Annotated in this window: 17 protein-coding genes and 1 pseudogene; 16 read left to right on the top strand and 2 right to left on the bottom strand. The window is 35.6% G+C overall.

All coding sequences use genetic code 11. The features are described from left to right. Positions 1–6 precede the first annotated feature (6 nt). The 10 genes and pseudogenes from P3U61_RS09780 to P3U61_RS09740 all read left to right on the top strand — a co-directional run bounded on the left by P3U61_RS09780 (position 7) and on the right by P3U61_RS09740 (position 10060). Positions 7–216: a hypothetical protein gene (locus P3U61_RS09780; RefSeq protein ID WP_014614545.1), complete on the top strand. Its 210-nt coding sequence runs from the start codon at positions 7–9 to the stop codon at positions 214–216. Between the two features lie 10 nt (positions 217–226). Further along, positions 227–910 (top strand): 5-oxoprolinase subunit B family protein, encoded by a 684-nt coding sequence (locus P3U61_RS09775; RefSeq protein ID WP_014614544.1) that lies wholly within the window; start codon positions 227–229, stop codon positions 908–910. After that, positions 907–1911, top strand: coding sequence for a 5-oxoprolinase subunit C family protein (locus P3U61_RS09770; RefSeq protein ID WP_014614543.1), 1005 nt, complete (start codon positions 907–909; stop codon positions 1909–1911). The genes P3U61_RS09775 and P3U61_RS09770 overlap by 4 nt, the downstream gene beginning before the upstream one ends. A gap of 344 nt (positions 1912–2255) precedes the next feature. Then, positions 2256–4193: a polyglycerol-phosphate lipoteichoic acid synthase LtaS gene (gene ltaS, locus P3U61_RS09765; protein ID WP_101457815.1), complete on the top strand. Its 1938-nt coding sequence runs from the start codon at positions 2256–2258 to the stop codon at positions 4191–4193. A 113-nt stretch (positions 4194–4306) separates the two neighbouring features. Beyond that, a pseudogene (locus P3U61_RS12375) lies at positions 4307–4684 on the top strand (ISL3 family transposase); the annotation flags it as partial. Positions 4685–5919: 1235 nt separating this feature from the next. Further along, on the top strand, positions 5920–7050 hold the full coding sequence (locus P3U61_RS09760) for a glycosyltransferase (protein WP_270871703.1): 1131 nt from the start codon (positions 5920–5922) through the stop codon (positions 7048–7050). Positions 7051–7124: 74 nt separating this feature from the next. Beyond that, positions 7125–7433: a DUF3884 family protein gene (locus tag P3U61_RS09755; RefSeq protein ID WP_063284913.1), complete on the top strand. Its 309-nt coding sequence runs from the start codon at positions 7125–7127 to the stop codon at positions 7431–7433. Between the two features lie 374 nt (positions 7434–7807). Beyond that, a complete protein-coding gene (locus P3U61_RS09750) occupies positions 7808–7999 on the top strand; it encodes a cysteine peptidase family C39 domain-containing protein (RefSeq protein WP_197737724.1) in 192 nt (63 codons plus the stop codon). Then, a complete protein-coding gene (locus P3U61_RS09745) occupies positions 7923–8120 on the top strand; it encodes a cysteine peptidase family C39 domain-containing protein (RefSeq protein WP_197737723.1) in 198 nt (65 codons plus the stop codon). Before P3U61_RS09750 ends, P3U61_RS09745 begins: the two co-directional genes overlap by 77 nt. Further along, entirely contained in the window at positions 8120–10060 is a 1941-nt protein-coding gene (locus P3U61_RS09740; protein ID WP_410254255.1) for a peptide cleavage/export ABC transporter, read from the top strand. The genes P3U61_RS09745 and P3U61_RS09740 overlap by 1 nt, the downstream gene beginning before the upstream one ends. Before the next feature lie 156 nt (positions 10061–10216). Here the strand turns inward: P3U61_RS09740 and P3U61_RS09735 are convergent, their stop codons facing one another. Next, on the bottom strand, positions 10217–11032 hold the full coding sequence (locus P3U61_RS09735) for a ZIP family metal transporter (protein WP_015728742.1): 816 nt from the start codon (positions 11030–11032) through the stop codon (positions 10217–10219). A gap of 111 nt (positions 11033–11143) precedes the next feature. Here P3U61_RS09735 and P3U61_RS09730 point away from each other — a divergent pair, with 111 nt between their 5' ends. From P3U61_RS09730 to P3U61_RS09705, 6 genes are all read left to right on the top strand, one after another. Beyond that, on the top strand, positions 11144–13021 hold the full coding sequence (locus P3U61_RS09730; RefSeq protein WP_100006802.1) for an ABC-F family ATP-binding cassette domain-containing protein: 1878 nt from the start codon (positions 11144–11146) through the stop codon (positions 13019–13021). Between the two features lie 9 nt (positions 13022–13030). Then, entirely contained in the window at positions 13031–14812 is a 1782-nt protein-coding gene (recQ, locus tag P3U61_RS09725) for a DNA helicase RecQ (RefSeq protein WP_015728744.1), read from the top strand. 238 nt (positions 14813–15050) lie between these two features. Then, entirely contained in the window at positions 15051–16010 is a 960-nt protein-coding gene (locus tag P3U61_RS09720; protein ID WP_014614538.1) for an ABC transporter ATP-binding protein, read from the top strand. Then, complete coding sequence (locus P3U61_RS09715; protein ID WP_101457782.1) at positions 16007–17524, top strand: ABC transporter permease/substrate-binding protein; 1518 nt, start codon at positions 16007–16009, stop codon at positions 17522–17524. The genes P3U61_RS09720 and P3U61_RS09715 overlap by 4 nt, the downstream gene beginning before the upstream one ends. 324 nt (positions 17525–17848) lie before the next feature. Further along, positions 17849–18898: a histidinol-phosphate transaminase gene (hisC, locus tag P3U61_RS09710; RefSeq protein ID WP_101457781.1), complete on the top strand. Its 1050-nt coding sequence runs from the start codon at positions 17849–17851 to the stop codon at positions 18896–18898. A gap of 100 nt (positions 18899–18998) precedes the next feature. Further along, positions 18999–19535, top strand: coding sequence for a 5' nucleotidase, NT5C type (locus P3U61_RS09705; RefSeq protein ID WP_101457780.1), 537 nt, complete (start codon positions 18999–19001; stop codon positions 19533–19535). Positions 19536–19621: 86 nt separating this feature from the next. On the opposite strand, the gene P3U61_RS09700 is transcribed toward P3U61_RS09705, so the two are convergent. Next, complete coding sequence (locus P3U61_RS09700) at positions 19622–20554, bottom strand: diacylglycerol/lipid kinase family protein (RefSeq protein ID WP_014614534.1); 933 nt, start codon at positions 20552–20554, stop codon at positions 19622–19624. Positions 20555–20607: the final 53 nt, after the last annotated feature.

Genomic DNA, 20607 nt, shown 5'->3' with positions numbered 1-20607 from the left:
GATTGTATGATCGGGCTCTATATTTTAGGTTTTCTCATTGTCATGTGGATCGGTCAAATCGTGTCACAACGGTTTGTTGCACGTCAACGTCGCTTATGGGTCTACTTATGGATGGGAGGTATCCTTATCATTCAGTGCATGCTTATCTATGGCTTTGTCGGTGAACTTGCACAGCATATGCGCGAAATTTTAAGTTTGTTTTATGATGAAAAATAGAGGTGGAAAAATGAAAGTTTATAGTCAAGGAGATCAGGCGATTGTCGTATCTTTACAAGGAGACGTGACACCAGCCGCTACTGAAAAGTTGCTATTGATACGTCATTGCTTAATCAATCAAAACTATCCATTTATTACGGAAATTGTGCCGACTGAAACGGATATGTTAATTTCTTATGATGCACGCATGATGATGAAACATTTGAATATTGATTCGCCATTTTTACATATGAAAGCAGTCATTGAAAATATAAATATAGAGGATATGACCTTAGACAAGGAAATTCGTTGTGTGAAAGTCCCGATTGTCTATGGTGGCACGAATGGACCGCATTTGGATATGATTTTAAAAGAGTTGCATATGGATCGCCAAACATTTATTGATATACATACAGGTGCAGACTATTTCGTTTCGATGATGGGGTACTCACCAGGTTTTCCTTATTTATCCGGTGTCGACGCACAAATTATTGTCAATCATACCGCAACTGAACCACGATTGATTCCAGCAGGGTCGGTCATTTTAGAAAACAATAAATGTGGCATTACAACGACCGAAACGTATAGCGACTGGCTTGTAATCGGTCATACGTCATTGCCATTATTCAACCCTAAAAAAGAGGATTTTGCGTTGATTTCATTAGGGGACCACGTGAAGTTTTTTGAAGTACAAGCAGGAGGGAACGACGCATGACAATCATCATAGAAGACAGCGGGTTATTTTCAAGTTTTCAAGATTTTGGACGCGAAGGCTATGAACATATGGGGGTTATTCGTAGTGGTGCTTTAGATGTGTTGGCGCACGAAATTGCGAACCGTTTAGTCGGCAATGACCGCAATGAAGCGACACTCGAAATGAGCAATCAAATGGCGCGTATTCGTTTTACAGAACCGACTTTAATCGCATTGTCTGGTGCACAAGGTGTCGCACATACAGATGACATGCGTGTACAAATGAATAAATTGTATTTAATGAACAAAGGAGACGTGTTAGCCGTCGATCATCTACGCCGTGGTTCGCGTTTGTATTTAGCAGTTGCGGGTGGTTTTGAACTCGACCAATGGCTCGGTTCGACGTCGACAGATACGATTGCAGGCATGGGCGGATTTAAAGGACGTCGTTTACAAGCAGGTGATACGATTGAACTAAAACGCGATTATAATGCGCGTCATCATCAGTTGTTTAAAAACTTGGCACAGCGTAAGACGGTCGATTGGGGTGTGGATGGTTATGCCTTGTCTTTCAACTATTTATCAGACGTCGTACATGTCATTCCGAATAAAGGGACAGAAGATTTTGAAGCGGAAGTGCTCCGTCAATTCGCTAATGGTGAGTATGAAGTGACGAGTAAAGCGAATCGTATGGGTGTTGTCTTAGAAGGCATGCCAATTAAAGCGCATTATGATGATATGCCACCGCACCAATCTGTGAAACGTGGGACAATTCAAGTGAAAAAAGAAGGTGCCCCAGTCATTTTATTAAATGACCATTATACATTAGGCAGTTACCCACAAATTGGTACGATTGCGTCTTATCATTTGTCTAAAATTGCGCAAAAACGTCAAGGTTCGAAAATTAAGTTTCAATTTATTGACGTGTTGCAAGCAGAACAAAACCTAGTGAAATATCACAAATGGCGTAAACAATTGTTCCAAGGTATCGAATTTAGAATGCAAAAAGAAATGTTGAAGTAACTCAATTTGACAGGAAACCAAGAAATACTACTTGAGTCCGAATACAATTTCAGCGCATTACATTACAGTATAATAAAATACATTCGACTTGCTGTGCACAGGGCTTGATGAAGATAATATGAAGCACTGATAAAGTTAATATGAAGTTGCAATGAATGTGATTCATACAAACAGTTTTGACTTGAAATTTTATGTCAACTCCTATATATTGATATATTGAAATTACTGTTGAATATTACAAATTGATTACAAATAACACATAAGTAAAGTAGAACTTTTACAAACTTAGTATAAACGATAAATAATCAACTTTGAGGATTAGAATTAAATACGGGGGAACAATTATGGAAAAAGGAAAAAAGAAAATAGGTATTTTTACGTTTTTCCTACTGATGGTTTTAACAATCGCATTAAAAACGTATTTTGCTTATTATGTGGACTTATCACTTGGCGTGAAAGGTTTAACACAAAATTTAATTTTATTAATGAACCCATATAGTTTAGTTGCACTTATTTTAAGTGTATTCTTATTCTTTAAAGGACGTAAAGCGTTTTGGTTCATGTTTGTTGGCGGGTTTTTGCTCACCTTTTTATTATATGCCAATGTCGTGTATTTCCGCTTTTTCTCAGATTTCATCACATTTAGTACATTGAACCAAGTGAGCAATGTAGACTCCATGGGCGGTGCAGTGAGTGCATCATTCCAATGGTACGACTTTGTTTACTTCCTTGATCTGATTGTGTATTTATTTGTACTCGTGTTCAAACGTAAATGGTTGAGCCGCAATGTATTTCAGAAAAAGTTTGTACCCGTCGTCATGGCTACAGCAATCGCGTTATTCTTCTTGAACTTAGCGTTTGCAGAAACAGACCGACCTGAATTATTAACGCGTACATTTGACCATAAATATCTTGTGAAATACTTAGGACCTTACAACTTTACAGTATATGATGGCGTCAAAACAGTACAGAACAATCAACAAAAGGCACTCGCTTCTGAAGATGATTTAACAGAAGTATTGAATTATACAAAACAAAAACAAGCTACACCGAATATGGAATACTATGGAAAAGCTAAAGGTAAAAATGTCATTAAAATCCATTTAGAAAGCTTCCAAACATTCCTAATTAATAAAAAAATTCATGGTGAGGAAGTGACGCCGTTTTTAAATAAATTGTCGTCAGGTAATGAGGACTTTAGATATTACCCACATTTCTATCACCAAACTGGACAAGGTAAAACGTCAGACGCTGAGTTCACAATGGACAACAGTATGTATGGTTTACCTCAAGGTTCGGCCTTTTCATTAAAAGGTGACAATACTTTTCAATCTTTACCAGCTATTATGCATCAACAACAAGGCTATACAACAAATGTCATGCACGGTGACTATAAAACATTTTGGAACCGTGACCAAGTATACAGACATTTTGGTATCGATAAGTTTTATGATGCAACATATTTTGAAATGTCTCCAGAAAACTTAGAAAACCTTGGATTAAAAGATAAAGAGTTTTTCAAAGAGGCGGCGGATTACTTATCTAAAGAAAAACAACCGTTCTATTCACATTTAATTACGTTGACGAACCATTATCCTTTTACATTAAGTGATGAAGACGCAACGATTGCAAAAGGTGACACAGGTAACTCAACGGTCGATGGTTACATTCAAACAGCGCGTTACTTAGATGAGTCGTTAGAACAGTTCATTAATGACTTGAAAGAGCGTGGTCTGTACGATGATTCAGTCATTATGATTTACGGTGACCATTATGGTATCTCAGAAAATCATAACAAAGCGATGTCACAGTTATTAGGTGAAGAGATTACACCAGCGAAGTTTAATGACTTGAATGCAACGGGTTTCTGGTTAAAAGCACCAGGGGTTGAGCCTAAAGTGGACGACACGTATGCAGGTCAAGTTGATGTGATGCCAACATTACTTCACTTGTTAGGTATTGATACGAAAAATTATCTCATGTTTGGTACAGATATGTTATCCAAGGACCATAAAGAAATTGTACCATTCCGTAATGGTGATTTCGTGACGAGAAATTATAAATATGTCAACGGTAAAGCCTACAGTAACAGAGACAATCAACCGTTAGAAACACCGCCAGCAGATCTTGATAAGGACAAAAAGCAGGTACAACATGACTTAGAAATGAGTGATAAAGTCTTGAATGGAGACTTATTCCGATTCTATAAAAATCCTGATTTCAACAAATTGAACCCAGCAGATTATAAATATCCGACAGGTCCAAAGGCAAATCAAAAATAAAATGTTATGACAGGGAAGTGTACAAATCAGTGCATTTCCCTGTTTTTTAGGTTGTATATATTTGGTTGTGTATTTTTAACGGTTGGTGAGAGATTTACTGCCCGTTTTTTAATTTTGAAAGACCTGTTTATTTAAATTTGAAGAAGCATCGTTTTTACTTTAAAGCTTGTCAACAAACCTTTATAACTAAAATACCCTATATTCAACCCCGAAGTCTCAAATAAGGTCAAACGCTTGATGACGCGGAAGCTAACTAAATTCACATCTGAAAAAGATGTCGCTAAAAGTCTATGTGTATCACCTTCAACTGTTCATTGCCATTTAAAAGAGGTGAGTAATTTGTAAAGACATACGCACATGATGCTTTACCTGAGCACTTAGCTTTTGACGAATTCAAATCAATGAAAGATATCGAAGGACCAATGAGCTTTATTTACTGTGATAGTGTAACCCATGATATCATCGACATTTTACCTAATCGTTGCAAACATTCATCAAATATTTGCCCTGAACCTCAAATACTATGCATCATCCTCATTTAACAAATGGCCCGATTGAAAGGATTAATAATAAAACAAACGTGTGTCTTATAGTTATAGAAATTTCTGGAATCTTAATCATTTCTAAGATACTTGTAAGTGCATATAAAAAACGGAATGGGTCTTAAAAATTTTTGATGCTATTGTTGTAATATTTTTATTAAACTTGTCCGCATTACGATTTGTGGTTTTAATTGTCATCATGGTTTCGCTTTCCTAGAGCCGGCCCTTCAACTCAATTCGGCTTGATTGAAGCCAAATTGGATTTTAGGAGCAGTACAGAAATCTCATATGCAACAAGATTTCGTTGTACTGCCTTGCATGGCTGATTAGACTTCTCAAAAGTGAAAACACTGAGAAGTCAGCCCGCTACTGCGATAAACGCCTCCCACCATTAAAGTAAAGAGGCGACTGTCAACAGTATGCACGTTCCCCCTCAGGCGTCTCAGCCATCTGGGTAATCCTATATCAATACAGCGAAACTGAGTGCAAGATTATGAAATCCAGAAAACAATGGCATCATTTTTTATACACATTCACCCCTTATTTTCGAAGGATCAATCATTATTAATCGATATCAGTCTATAAATAGAAGCAGAGATTAGGAAACCATAATGTCTCAGTGCCGTTATTGTCTCACCAACCGACGTTGACAAAGAACCCGTCTCAATCGCCTCTATCGTTGGAAAGTATTTTAGATTAAAACATTTCCTTTCATAAAAAGAATAAACTTGTCCATATTTATCTTGGCGTTTATATATGAAATGCAGCATTTTCATTTCGCCATTTTCCTACATTTTATAACCGTCATCTACACTGCATGTACTTCTGTAATTAAAGTATATGTGAGAAATTATACTTCCGAATATAAATAAATATTGACACTATATTTACAAAGTAATACAATTATTTATAATTAAAGCATAGTAATTTGTAAATGTGATAGTAGAATTACGTATTTATCATAATAATTCGCCTCCCAGTCTTGCAAAACTTTTAAAAATATTTTGTTTTATTATTTTTTTAGAGGCGGTGTGATTAACTTTGAAAAACATATACCCTATATTTGATGAAGATTGGTTAGAAAAAAATAAGGCATTTCTTAATATTTCTTGTGAAACATACAACAAAATAAATTTATAGAATCAAAAGATTGGGAGTCTAAAAGAGTTAAAAACGATACAGAATTGATTGAAAAAATAAATAAATTAGAGATTATAAGTGAATATACTACAATTTCTGTAGTGTATATTGTTAAAAACGAAAGAGATTATATTATAAAAAGCCTTTTGAGTATTTTAGATTTAGCCGATGAAATCATTATTGTTGACACTGGTTCTGAAGACAACACTTTAGATTTAATTAAAAAAATGTGTGATAAAAAAATAAAAATATTTACATTTAATTGGTGTGATGATTTTTCAAAAGCAAGAAACTTTGCAAATGCTAAAGCAACTTGTGACTGGATTATGATTTTAGATGCTGACGAAATTGTTAGAAAAAATGATAATTTAAAGTTTTACTTAACGTATTTAAGAATGTTCGACGACTTTGAAAATACGGCCTTTAATTTTAAAGTAATTAGAGATGAAGAAGTATATAAAACAAGTAAGTTGATAAGAAATACTAATACTTTGACGTACAAAGGTAGAGTACACGAAACATTCTTTTCTTTAAATAATTCTGTATCTTATGCTAATTTAAATGTAGAAGTTTTAGGAATTAGAAGAGGAAGTCAAAAGAAAACAAATTATTATAATAAATTGCTTCTTAAAACAATTATAGATTTCCCAAAAGAAGGTCGTTGGTATTATTTATATTTGAGAGATAATATAGAAAATATGAATTATAATCAAATGTTAAAATTTTTTAAAAAAATTATATTTAAAAGAGATGCGATATCTGGAATCGAAATAAACAACAATTATTACTCTGTTAGAATTATTTTTCTTTTGATGTTTAAGTTATTAGAAGAATCCAATCATGAACGTTTTACTTACTATATGGAGCTGTTAGAGAAAGATTTTAATCATACTCAAGACTTTATTTTTTTGAAATATTCATACTATATAAAGAAACTTAATATAGATGCTACAAATTTATTGAAAAGTTTCTTAGAGAATTATGATTTGTTAAATGAGGGAGATGTAATTTTTTCGAAAGAATGCACTCATTCGTTATTAGGAGCCTCTTTATTTTGGGGAGGATATTTAAAGGAAAGTAAAAAAGTATTTGAAGAATTAGAAATAAATAGTAAAGATACAGTTTGTTTTTATAATAAAAAATTTATTTATGATTGTCTATCGACTTTAAGCTAATAAATATTGATATTATTATAGCTCAGGAATCTACCGCATTAAGATAACAGGTAGTGTAAAGGAGTGAGAAATCTATGATTAAAATATCTTTAAAGAAAATTTTATGTCAATTATCTCAAAAAAAACTTTATGAAAAAACATTTCAAAGTATTTATATAGTTGATTTTAGTCTTTTAGATAGGGCTCCTCTATTTAAAGACGAATTTAAAGTAATAGGAACTTGGTATAGCTATAGTGGTAAGCGTTGGATATGCCATACGGAATTATCAACCGAGCAATTCAAGAAAATGATAACAAAAAATATAGACCATAAAGATTTAGAAAAAGTCAAATTTTATTTGGATTATCTCCCATTTTCTATAACTAACGAGATTCCGTTTTGAAAATAAATCATACATTTAATTGATTTTTAATAGTATTATTAAATTGTTCTATTTAGGAGGGATAGATATAAAAAGTATTGATAAATTTAAAGTGATATCAAATCAGGTGCTGAAAGACTTAAGTGGTGGGATGTCCCGTTGTAAATGGGCTCAGATTACATGTATAAACGACAGTATATTGGTTAGATTCGGTACATCTGATCCAGAGAGTGCATGTGATTATATGAAAAAAATATGTAAAGATGAATAACCATTAAAGCTTTTAATAATAGGTTTGAATTTTGACATGATATTAAGTGGGTGGGAATTACCACCCGCTTTTTGAATATTTAAATGTTGTTCTAAAAAGTGGTGGGAAGGAGTAGAAGTGTCGAATGAAATTTTCAAAACGATTTTATCGTGCACAAGTAGATTCTCAAGATTGTGGCGCGGCAGCGCTCGCTATGATATTAGAATTTTACGGTTCTCACTATTCTTTCTCACTATTCTTTGGATTTTCTGAGAAGAAAGTTAAGAACAACAGTAAATGGCACTACAGCATATGGTTTGGTTCAGGTAGCAGATAAGTTAGGTTTTGAGACAGTTCCTATTAAAGCAGATATATCTTTGTTTGAAATTGATGATTTACAGTATCCTTTTATCGTTCATGTTAAAAAAATAACAATCATTTTCACTATTATGTTGTAATTAGATGTGATAAAAAGTATATCTATATAGCTGACCCTGTTGTTAATTTAACAAAGATGACTTATAGGGAATTTAAAGAAGAGTGGACTGGAGTTACAATCTTATTAAAACCTACATCTTTATATAAGCCTATAAAGCAAGATAAAGTTCGTTTAACTTCTTTTATACCTTTATTATTAAAAGAAAAAAGATTGATTATAAAAATAATAATCATTTCCATTTTAGTCAATATGATAAATATTTTAGGTTCATATTTTATGAAGTCAATTATTGATTTTTATATTCCCCAAAAGTTAAAAACATGGGTTAGTATGATTTCCATGGCTTTAATTGCTTCTTACATTATGCAACAAATTCTTAGTTATTTGCAGAAATATTTTTTGATTTTATTAGTAAAGACATATTCTATAAATATACTTTCACCATACATTAAACATTTGTTTAGATTACCTATTACTTTTTTTGAAACGGGAAGAGCAGGAGACATACTATCAAGACTTAATGATACAAATTCAATTACTGATGCTTTAGCTAGTACCATGCTATCATTGTTTTTAGATGTTACAATAATAGTTGGCATATCTATCTTCCTGTATTATCAAAGTACTATTTTATTTGTATTAATATTAATTATCATTCCTATTTATGCCGTAATTGCTTTTGGTTTTATGAACTCTTTTGAACGGAAAAGAATAAAATCTATGGAGGCAAATGCTACTTTGTCTTCTTATTTGATGGAAGATATAACAGGTATGGAGACGATAAAAGCACTGACATGTGAAAAGAAATGCTATAAGCAGATAAAATATAATTTTTCGAATTATTACGAAAAAACATTCTTGTTAAACAAACTAAATATAAAGCAAAACGTTTTGAAAAAGGTTGTTCAATTAATATTAAATGTATCGATTTTATGGGTAGGCGCTAACCTAGTTATAGACAATCAAATTTCAATTGGAACTTTGCTTGTTTTTAATTCATTAATGATTTACTTTATGAATCCAATAGAAAATATTATGAATTTACAGCTTAAATTACAAATAGCAGGTGTGGCTAATAATGGATTGAATGAAATATTCACAGTTAAATCAGAATTTGAAAAGAATAAATTGGATATCAAATTGAACCAAAACTCAAGTAAACTTATATTTTCAAATATTTCATATGGATATGTGTACGAAAAAGAAATCCTTACAGATATTAATATAACAATAGAACATAATAGTAAAGTAGCCTTTATTGGAGAGTCTGGATCAGGTAAAACAACTTTGGCGAAATTGATGGTTAGTTTTTTTGAACCTTCAAAGGGTAAAATAACACTAGGTGGATTGGACATAACAAATATCAATAAATCTGTTTTACGACAGCAGATTATATACATTCCACAACAAACTTATATTTTTAATGGAACTATACTTGAAAATCTTTTATTAGGGGTAGTTAAAGAGGTTACGCAAAAGGACATAGATAGTGCTATTAAAATGGCTGAACTAAAATCCTTTATTGATAGCTTACCACTTGGACTTGATAGTGTATTAAGTTCTGATTTTTCTGCTTTGTCAGGAGGTCAGCGGCAGAAGATAGCTTTAGCAAGAGCACTATTAACAAATTCTTCTATATTGATAATGGATGAAGCAACGAGTAATATTGATATACTCACGGAGAGAAAAATTATTAATAATTTGATGGCGTTAAATAAAACTATTATATTTATCTCCCATAATCTAAATATAACTCAAAAAGTAGATAAAATATTTGTTTTAGCAAAAGGAAAAATTATAGAAGAGGGCTCACATGAATTTTTATTAAAAGCAAAAGGTTACTATTCTAACTTAATTAATAATGGTATTTTTTGTATTAACACAACCAATGTGAAGAACGAAATGAAGGTACTGTTTTTTCACACCTTTTATTTTCTGAATTTTACAATTATAACTTAAGTTAATTATTATATTTTGGTATATTGGTTGAAATTTTATATAGTCAACCGTGTGAAATCTTTGTTGTGAGTTGTTAAAGAGTATTTTTAATGTATCGATATATGTACACATCAAAAAACCGCTCAGTGTTTCATCACATTGAACGGTTTTTTGAATTTACCCTAAAGCAACATCTAGTATCATCATGATGGTAAAGCCAACCATCAAGCTTAGTGTCGCAAGATCTGTGTTTTTACCGGCTTGTGAATCAGGAATTAATTCTTCAACGACGACAAAAATCATCGCCCCTGCAGCAAAAGCGAGTGCGTATGGTAGTATCGGAGTAACGACCAATACAGCAGCTGCGCCCACTGTAGCAAAAACAGGTTCTACAAGTGCTGAAGCTTGTCCATAGTTGAAGGCTTTCCATTTGGACTGTCCTGAAGCATGTATCGGTAATGATAATGCAGCCCCTTCAGGAATGTTTTGAATCCCAATACCAATTGCAAGTCCGAGTGCCCCTAACAAAGTTGCGTGTTCATTTCCTGTCGCAATACCACCAAAGGCAACCCCGATTGCGAGCCCTTCAGGAATGTTATGCAATGTAATCGCAAGTAATAAAAGTGTGTTTTTATTTAGACTCGTCTCAACACCTTCTTGATGTTGTGATTCATCAGTTGCGTTTCGATGCATGTGTGGAATAACATAGTCTAAAGAACGGATGAATACCCCGCCGAGTAAAAAGCCAATTGCAGCAGGGAGCCACGGTACAGTACTGCCCGAACTGCTTTCAATGGCCGGTTGGAGTAATGACCAAAAACTTGCGGCGATCATAATACCAGCAGCAAAGCCTTGCATCGAATTCAACACTTTTTCGTTGACACTTTTAAATACAAATACGGTTGCAGCCCCTAATGCGGTTAATAACCACGTGATGACACCTGCAAGTAATGCTTGTAAAAAGGGCGGCATGTTTGAAATATAATCCAACATAGAAATAGCTCCTTGTATCATTTGTTCCAAAAAAAGTGTATAATATATAGAACTGATTTAAGGTTAACAGATAAATGCGAGTAAATCTATAAGAAAAAGGGTGTATGTGTTGTGGAAGCGTATAAAATTGAACGCCTCAACAAATCTTATGCGGATAAAGTCATTTTTGATGATTTACAGTTATCCATTTCCAATCAAGAGCGAATCGGATTAGTTGGTATTAATGGAACGGGGAAAAGTTCATTGCTCAAAGTCATCGCAGGCATGGATGAAGATTTTGATGCCGTTCAATCGCATCCGAAACAATATCGTATTCGTTATGCGGCACAAAATCATAATTTGGAGCCAACGTTAACGGTTTATGAAGCGGTTTATAGTGCAGATTCCAAAGAGTTGCAAGTCATTAAACGTTATGAAGAAGCTACTGCACAATACGCAGAACAACAGACTGACAAAGCGTTTGATGCAATGATGGCAGCACAAGCTGATATGGATGCTTACAGTGCTTGGGATTATAGTGCTGAAATTAAAACGATTTTATCGAAACTTGGCATCCATGATACGACACGCCGAATGAGTGAACTCTCAGGTGGCCAACAAAAGCGCGTAGTGTTAGCGCGTACGTTGATTGAAAAACCAGATTTATTATTATTAGACGAACCGACGAACCATTTAGATTTCGAATCGATTCATTGGTTAATTCAATTTGTAAAGTCTTATCCGAAAACAGTCGTTTTTGTCACGCATGACCGTTACTTTTTAAATGAAGTGGCGACGCGTATTGTAGAATTGCGAAATGGCAAGCTAGATACATATCCAGGTAACTATGAAGCGTATATTGCAATGCGAGCAGAGCGGGAAGAAATCGAAGTGCGTCAACAAACGAAACAACGTGCACTTTTTAAACAAGAGTTAGCGTGGATGCGTGCCGGTGTCAAAGCGCGAACTACGAAGCAACAAGCAAGGCAAGATCGTTTTCATGACTTGAAAGAACAAGTACAATCGCATCAAGTGCAAGGGAAAGGGTCATTGAATCTGGCTTATTCGCGTTTAGGCAAACAAGTCTTTGAACTTGAAAATGTGACGAAACGTATTGATGGCCGTACATTATTTGAAAACGTGTCGACATTGATTCAAAAAGGTGTTCAAATCGGTATTGTGGGCCCAAACGGTGTCGGCAAAACGACGATGCTGAACATTTTAGCAGGTGAAGATCAGCATTTTGAAGGTGTATTAAAGATAGGTCAAACGGTAAAAGTGGCATATTTTAAACAAACAGATGAACGATTGAATCGTGATGTCCGTGTCATTGATTTCTTGCGTGAAGAAAGTGAGTTGGCGCGTCAAAAAGATGGGACGACCGTTTCGATTACGCAATTGTTGGAACGCTTTTTATTCCCCAGTGTGACGCATGGTAAGAAAGTGTATAAACTCTCGGGTGGCGAACAAAAGCGTTTGTATTTATTGAAGTTGTTAGTGCATCAGCCGAACGTGTTGTTGTTAGACGAACCAACAAATGATTTGGATACAGAAACGTTAACGATTTTAGAAGACTACATTCAAACATTTGGTGGTACCGTCATTACTGTGAGCCATGACCGTTACTTTTTAGATAAAGTCGTGGATTGTTATTGGTATATTCACGACGGTCAAATTGACATGATTTTAGGGCAGTTTGAAGATTATTTAGCATACCAAAAACAATTGGAACAAGCAGCAACTCAAGTAGCGTCCGTGAAACAACAACCGACATTACAACCAAAAAAGAAAAAAGGATTATCATACAACGAAAAACGAGAATATGACATGTTATTAGTGCGCCTCGAGGAAACAGAGTCGCGTCTGGCTGAAATTGACGCCGAAATGATCGAAGCGAACGCAGATTATGCCAAAATCAAAGCATTAAATGAAGAAAAAGAAACGCTCGAAGCTCAATATGATACCGACATGACGCGGTGGAGTGAACTAGAAGAAATATTAGAACAATAGAGGGATAGCATGGAGCAAACATTGTCGCATTATTTTGGATACAAATCTTTTCGTCCTGGTCAAAAAGAAATTATTGAACGCGTATTGAATCATCATCATACGTTAGGGGTGTTACCCACAGGTGGGGGTAAATCGTTATGTTATCAAGTACCGGGATTGATGTTTAAAGGAACGACCATTGTCATTAGTCCTTTAATTTCGTTAATGAAAGACCAAGTGGACCAATTGACCGCAATGGGAATATCTGCGGCTTATTTGAATAGTAGTTTAAGTACGCAAGCACAAAAAGAGATAGAAACGCAATTGGTCAATGGTGAGTTGAAATTTTTATACATCGCACCGGAACGTTTTGAGCAAACTTATTTTGAAATGTTGTTGCGACGTGTCGATATTTCACTCGTCGCATTTGACGAAGCACACTGTATTTCAAAATGGGGACATGATTTTAGGCCGAGTTATCAAGCAGTCATACAACGCGTATTGACTATGCCGCAACAGTTTTCGATTGTCGCATTGACTGCAACAGCGACGACTGAAGTGCAACAAGATATTATGGAACGGTTAATGATTTCGCGACAACACTTAGTCAAAACTAGTATTCGTCGACGTAATTTGAAGTTCCAGGTGAATGGGACGTATCAACGTCAAAAGTTTGTATTGGATTATATTCAAAAACATAGTCAGAAAGCGGGGATTGTTTATTGTTCAACGCGTAAACAAGTAGAAGCCTTGTATGAAGCTTTAGAAGACGCAGATATCCCTGTATCCTACTATCATGCAGGAATGACAGCGAAACAAAGAGATGAAGCCCAGAATGACTTTTTATATGACCGTACTCGTGTAGTCGTTGCGACCAACGCATTCGGTATGGGAATTGATAAATCGAATGTCCGTTATGTCATTCATTACAATATGCCGGGTGATTTGGAATCGTATTATCAAGAAGCAGGACGTGCAGGTCGAGACGGATTAGATAGTGATTGTATTTTATTGTACAGTGATCGAGATATTGCTTTACATCAGTATTTTATCGGTGCCTCGAAAGCGGACGATGATTACAAGGAACGTATGGGCGAAAAATTGACGAAAATGATTCAATATACGAAAACGACGAAATGTCTAGAAGCAACATTAGTCCATTATTTTGAGCCGAATGAAAAACTTGAAGAATGTCACCAATGTAGTAATTGTATTGATAAAAATAAAACGTACAATATGACGAAAGAAGCGAAAATGATCATTAGCGGTGTCGCACGTTTACGTCAACAAGAAGGATATCAAACGGTCATTCAAGTTTTGCGTGGCGAGGTTTCGGACTACATTCGTCATCAAGGCTATGAAAATCTTTCGACGTATGGTTTGATGAAAGACTATACGACTGGCGAGTTACATCATTTAATCGATGAACTCCGCTTTAAAGGCTTTCTCAACGAACATGACGAAATACTCATGTGTGATGCCTCAGTAGAAAAGTTATTGAGTGAGGATACACAAGTGTTTACAAGGCCGTTCAAGCGTAAGTCGAAAGAAACAGTGCATATTAACACTGTAGAAGGGGTCGACCGCACGTTATTTGAAAAGCTTGTCGAAGTCAGACGTGAAATGAGCGAACGATTAAACATGCCACCGACGAATATTTTTACAGACTATACGTTAGAAGCTTTTGCGAAAAGAAAGCCTGTCACAAAGCAAGAAATGATTCAGATTGATGGTGTTGGTAGTTATAAGCTGAAGCACTATTGTCCTGAATTTTTAGAAGCGATTCAAGAATATAAAATGCATCGTTCGTAAAACATCAGATGGAGCTGGGGGAATTCCTGGCTCCTTTTTTACAAATAAACGATTTCTTATTGAGTGGTAAAGAATGGAAACGTGAGACGTGTCGATAGTAGATGATTTAAATTTTTTAGATGCAAATTGTGTTATTTTTACAATGAATTATGTTTTAATGAATATTGTGTCTAGCCATTTGGGGAAATGAATTGTATATCAGTAAAATTAATTGAAAACAGAAAGATAGAGGGATTGTATGATAAAATTTAGCAATGTTTCTAAGTACTATGATGACCGAGTCGTTGTCAATCAAGTGGATATTGAGATTAACGAAGGTGAATTTTTCGTTTTGATTGGTCCATCTGGCTCAGGTAAAACAACCACAATGAAAATGATTAACCGATTAATACCATTATCTGAAGGTTATATTTACTTTAAAGACCGTCCAATTAGTGATTATTCTGTATACGAAATGCGCTGGGATATGGGGTATGTGTTACAACAAATCGCCTTATTTCCGCATATGACTATCCGTGATAACATCGCACAAGTACCGCTGATGAAAGGCTGGACAAAAGAAAAGATTGATGCACGCGTCGATGAACTATTATCGATGGTTGGGCTCGATCCAGAACAGTTTAGAGACCGAAAACCTGAAGAACTCTCAGGTGGGCAACGACAACGTGTCGGAGTTGTCCGTGCGCTCGCAGTAGATCCACCGGTAATATTAATGGACGAACCTTTTAGTGCGTTAGATCCAATTACCCGAGAGAAACTACAAGATGACTTATTAAAGTTACAAGATCAAATTAAGAAAACAATTGTATTCGTGACACATGATATAGAAGAAGCTTTTAAATTAGGAGATCGCATTTGCTTACTGAATCATGGGCACATAGAACAAATCGGCACACCTAACGATTTTATCAAAAAACCAAAAAATGATTTCGTTTGCCAATTTCTAGGTGACTTGACGAGTGTTGTACTGAATCATTTCTCACTCGGTAAAGTTGTAGAACTTGCAGGCGAAAAAGCGACAGAGGCACAATTGCGTCAATATCCAGTCGTCCATGCAGATCAAACAGTGAGTGATGTTTATGATGAACTGGTACAGTATGAAGCGGTCATTGTGCCAGTTGAAGGTGAGCAGTGGTCTTTATCGCGCCAAGACATCTTTAGCTTCTTATCAAAAAATCAGGCAGGTGTCAGTAGATGAATATATTTTTAGAAACATTGAATAGTCGAAAAGGTGAGTTATTTGCTGCCTTACTCGAACATATTCAACTTTCGTTTGTCGCATTACTGATTGCTGTGTTAATCGGTGTACCGCTTGGTATCTTACTAACAAAAACTAAAAAATTATCTGAAGTAGTGATTAACATTGCAGCAGTCTTACAAACCATTCCGTCGCTTGCTTTACTTGGCCTTATGATTCCATTGTTCGGTATTGGAACGGTACCAGCGGTGATTGCGCTTGTTGTTTACGCATTATTACCTATTCTACGTAATACGTATACGGGAATTACAGGTGTTGATTATTCGTTAATAGAAGCAGCAAAAGGCATTGGCATGAAACCTATTCGTCGTTTGACTAAAGTTGAGTTACCGATAGCCATGCCAGTCATTATGGCCGGTATTCGTACAGCAATGGTATTGATTATTGGTACAGCTACACTAGCGGCATTAATTGGTGCGGGAGGATTAGGTGACCTTATCTTATTAGGAATTGATCGTAATCACACTTCATTGATTTTAATTGGAGCGATTCCTGCAGCGATACTAGCAATTTTGTTTGATGTGATTTTAAGAATGTTAAGCCATACGTCTTACCGTAAAATGTTAGCGACACTTGGTGTGATATTACTGTTCATGTTGGCAGTTACTATCGCACCCATCTTCTCTAATCAAAATGAACGTATTACGATTGCTGGGAAGCTTGGTACAGAACCGTCAATCATCACAAATATATACAAGATTTTAATTGAAGATGAAACAGATTATACTGTGTCAGTGAAAGACGGTATGGGTAAAACAACATTTTTATTCAATGCATTAAAATCAGGTGATATTGATGGTTATTTGGAGTTTACAGGTACCGTATTAGGTGAGTTGACTAAAGAATCACCGAAATCTAAAGACGAAAAAGAAGTATATGAACAAGCAAATGCAAGTTTGGAAAACAAATTTGATATGACGTTGTTGAGACCAATGCAATACAACAATACGTACGCATTAGCAGTCAAACGCGACTTTGCCGAAGAACACAACATTAAAACGATTAATGATTTGAAAAAAGTCGAAAGCGAGATTAAGCCAGGTTTCACACTTGAATTTAATGACCGTGAAGATGGTTATCATGCGATTCAAAAAGTGTATCACTTAAACTTCCAAAATGTGAAAAAGATGGAGCCTAAATTGCGTTATCAAGCTATTGAAAGTGGTGATATTAATTTAATTGATGCATATTCGACAGATGCAGAATTAAAACAATATGATATGGTCGTGCTTGATGATGACCGTAAAGTATTCCCACCGTATCAAGGTGCACCACTGTTTAAAAAATCATTTATTGAAGCGCACCCAGATATTGAAAAAGCTTTAAACCAACTTGAAGGTAAAATATCTGATGAAGAGATGCAAGAAATGAATTATCGTGTTGCTGAAAAAGATGAAGATCCTTATGATGTCGCGAAAGCGTATCTCAAGAAACAAGGCTTGATTGACAAATAGTGCTGTTGTTTGCGTCTCATTTGTTGATAGGTTGCCGAACAATTTGTTGACTTTATTAGAAATAGTATAAAAACGACTGGACTGTTGTTGTCTTTCAAAACTTTTGGAGAGGCGTCATGGTCCAGTTGTTCTATATCAATGGTATTATCCGGTTGTCATTATGATACACGTACGACATCGTCTTTTTACTTGTGCGTGATCAAAATTTTTATTTGAACCTTTGATAGACTACGAATAAATAGACGGATACTCTAGCATTTTAAAGCGTTAATGGTTATACTAGTAACTATATTTTAAAAATTCTGATTTATAGGAGGTTTAGAAATGAAATCACAAATTTCTAAATTACGTGCGTATCAACCTGGATTGTCACCGGAGAAATTAAAAGAAAAGTATGGGATTGAGGGTGAGCTTCACAAACATGCTTCTAATGAAAACTTATTTGGTCCATCTCCTAAAGCGAAACAAGCGATTAAAGATCATGTGGATGACCTCTTTTTATACCCTGAACCGAATGCACCATTGCTACAAGAAGCCATTGCAAATCATTATGGTGTAGACAAATCACAAGTTCTTTTTGGTGCCGGCCTTGATGAAATGATTGTGATTATTTCTAGAACGTTAGTCCGTGCAGGGGACAATATTGTGACGAGTGCGGGGACGTTCGGCCAATATCTTCACAATGCGGTCGTAGAAGATGCGGAGACCATTCAAGTCCCATTGGTGGAAGGGTCATTTGATTTGGACGGTATCGCAGCAGCAGTAAATGATAAAACAGCAGCGATATGGATTTGTAATCCGAACAATCCAACTGGAACATATCACACACATGACGATATTGTAGCATTTTTAGAAAAGGTACCTTCACACATTCCAGTATTTATGGATGAGGCTTATGCGGAATATGTCTCTGCAGAAGATTATCCAAAAACGTTAGAATTAATGAAGCAATATGATAATGTCGCGTTAATGCGTACGTTCTCTAAAGCGTATGGTTTAGCAGGTTTACGTATCGGTTATCTCATTTCTACGCCAGAATTAGCTGCACAACTCAATGTCATTCGTCCGCCATTTAATACGACACGTTTATCTGAACAAGCCGCATTGAAAGCGTTAGAAGACCAGGAATATCTACAACAAGTCGTGGAGACGAACCGCGTGGAACGTGAAAAGTTTATTGATCTTGAAACAGCTTTGAAAATTTATCCGTCTCAAACAAACTTTGTCTTTGTAGAAACAGATCGTGCAGAAGAATTGGATGAGACCTTGTTACGCCACGGCATTATTGCGCGTCTTTTCCCTAATGGTGTCCGTATTTCATTAGGTTTTCCAGAACAAAATGAAGTGATTCGCCACGTGTTGAAATCATTTTAACCTAAACAATGACATTCGAGTTTGTGTGGGAATCATCAAACGCTGAGACAAAGTATGTTATGATAAAGCGGTGAGATGAATGTATACAAGGAGCGATAACATGAGAACTTCAATAGGGATCGATATGGATGAAGTACTGGCAGATACGATGGGGGCGATTTTAGATGAGTTGAATCGCCGTACACAATTAGGTGTGACAATCGATCAAATCGCTGGGAAACGTATTTACGAAATCATGCCAGAACATACGGAAGAAATCCGTAATATTTTGGCATCAGACGGCTTTTTTGGCCGTTTAAATGTGATGAAAGATGCGCAAGCGGTCGTTAAAAAATTAGCCGAGCACTATGACATTTATATTGTCACAGCTGCAATGGATGTGCCGACATCTTTCCATGACAAATACGAATGGTTATTGGAACATTTCCCATTTTTAGATTCACAACAATTTGTGTTCTGTGGCCGTAAAGACATTGTCGCGACGGATTATTTAATTGATGACAATCCGCGTCAACTAGGGGGACATACAGGGAAGCCGTTAATGTTTTCAGCGCCACATAATGAGGGGAATACCGATTTTGAACGTGTGAATAACTGGAAAGAAGTAGAAGAATACTTTTTCGGTAAGGAAGCATAGCGTTTAATAGGTTAGCATTTTTTAATCCACAACAGCAAAAAGCAGTGACGCACTACAATGGCGTCACTGCTTTTTTTTGCTTTTCGCTAGTTATCTTTTGCTTGACCTGGTTCTACCGTCAATAATTCAATCGCTTGCGGAATGATTTCAATATCAACCGGTGTATCTAAAGCAATTTCACCATCGATATCGACGCGCATTGGCGGCTCAGTTTTCACATGAATGTGACGACTTGGAATATGATCGATATTGTCGCTAATTTCACTCCACGTCATACTATCACGTAAGCTAAAAATATCTTTAAGAATACTCATACTGTAATTATTAAAAATAAACGTATTAAGCTCACCGTCAGAGGGCGACATTTCCATGAGCGGAATTTTGCCGCCACCGATAAAACGACCATTCGCAAATAACAACATGGACGTTTCACCTGTATACGTTCGACCATCAATGTCTAATGTATAGTTGAAAGGCTTTGGGTTAGAAAGTGTTTTAAGTGTTGACATAATATAACTTAGTTTGCCGAACAAGTCTTTAGATTGACCTTGTACATTTTCAGCATTTTGTACCATCAAACCGATGCCCGCAAAGTTTAATACATATTGATCTTCAACTTTCATCACATCGTATTTTTGAGGTGATGCAAGTAACAAATCTTGACTCGCTGGGCCTGCTTTAGTAGATAAATTCAATGTTTTCGCAAAGTCATTAAACGTGCCACCTGGAATAATACCGACTGGGAGGTTTAAGTTATATTTTAAGACACCATTAATTAATTCATTGACTGTTCCATCGCCACCTAAAATGAAGAGGACATCGATGCCTTCGCGATTGTCTTGGTCTTGTATACGTTGACAATATTTTTCGATGTCACCTTCATTTTCACTTAATTGAATGGTAAATCTTTTGCAGAGTTGGGTCAGCGCGACAGTCACTTCACCCAAGCCTTCATGTATTTTGTTGAGTCCTGAATGTTGGTGATAAAAAAGAACGCCGTGTTCGTATTGTGGTGCCATAAGTTTGCTCCTTTCAATTCACGTACACTTCATTGTATACCGCAATTGTGTTG

The sequence above is a fragment of the Staphylococcus pseudintermedius genome (assembly GCF_034042775.1).
Taxonomy (GTDB): Bacteria; Bacillota; Bacilli; order Staphylococcales; family Staphylococcaceae; genus Staphylococcus; species Staphylococcus pseudintermedius.
This window is presented reverse-complemented; position numbering and strand designations above follow the sequence as displayed.

Coding starts and splice junctions, on each gene's coding strand:
- P3U61_RS09715 (WP_101457782.1), top strand. CDS start 16,007: ATGAATATATTTTTAGAAACATTGAATAGTCGAAAAGGTGAGTTATTT.
- hisC (WP_101457781.1), top strand. CDS start 17,849: ATGAAATCACAAATTTCTAAATTACGTGCGTATCAACCTGGATTGTCA.
- P3U61_RS09780 (WP_014614545.1), top strand. CDS start 7: ATGATCGGGCTCTATATTTTAGGTTTTCTCATTGTCATGTGGATCGGT.
- recQ (WP_015728744.1), top strand. CDS start 13,031: ATGGAGCAAACATTGTCGCATTATTTTGGATACAAATCTTTTCGTCCT.
- P3U61_RS09720 (WP_014614538.1), top strand. CDS start 15,051: ATGATAAAATTTAGCAATGTTTCTAAGTACTATGATGACCGAGTCGTT.
- ltaS (WP_101457815.1), top strand. CDS start 2,256: ATGGAAAAAGGAAAAAAGAAAATAGGTATTTTTACGTTTTTCCTACTG.
- P3U61_RS09775 (WP_014614544.1), top strand. CDS start 227: ATGAAAGTTTATAGTCAAGGAGATCAGGCGATTGTCGTATCTTTACAA.
- P3U61_RS09705 (WP_101457780.1), top strand. CDS start 18,999: ATGAGAACTTCAATAGGGATCGATATGGATGAAGTACTGGCAGATACG.
- P3U61_RS09755 (WP_063284913.1), top strand. CDS start 7,125: ATGATTAAAATATCTTTAAAGAAAATTTTATGTCAATTATCTCAAAAA.
- P3U61_RS09750 (WP_197737724.1), top strand. CDS start 7,808: ATGAAATTTTCAAAACGATTTTATCGTGCACAAGTAGATTCTCAAGAT.
- P3U61_RS09700 (WP_014614534.1), bottom strand. CDS start 20,554: ATGGCACCACAATACGAACACGGCGTTCTTTTTTATCACCAACATTCA.
- P3U61_RS09735 (WP_015728742.1), bottom strand. CDS start 11,032: ATGTTGGATTATATTTCAAACATGCCGCCCTTTTTACAAGCATTACTT.
- P3U61_RS09770 (WP_014614543.1), top strand. CDS start 907: ATGACAATCATCATAGAAGACAGCGGGTTATTTTCAAGTTTTCAAGAT.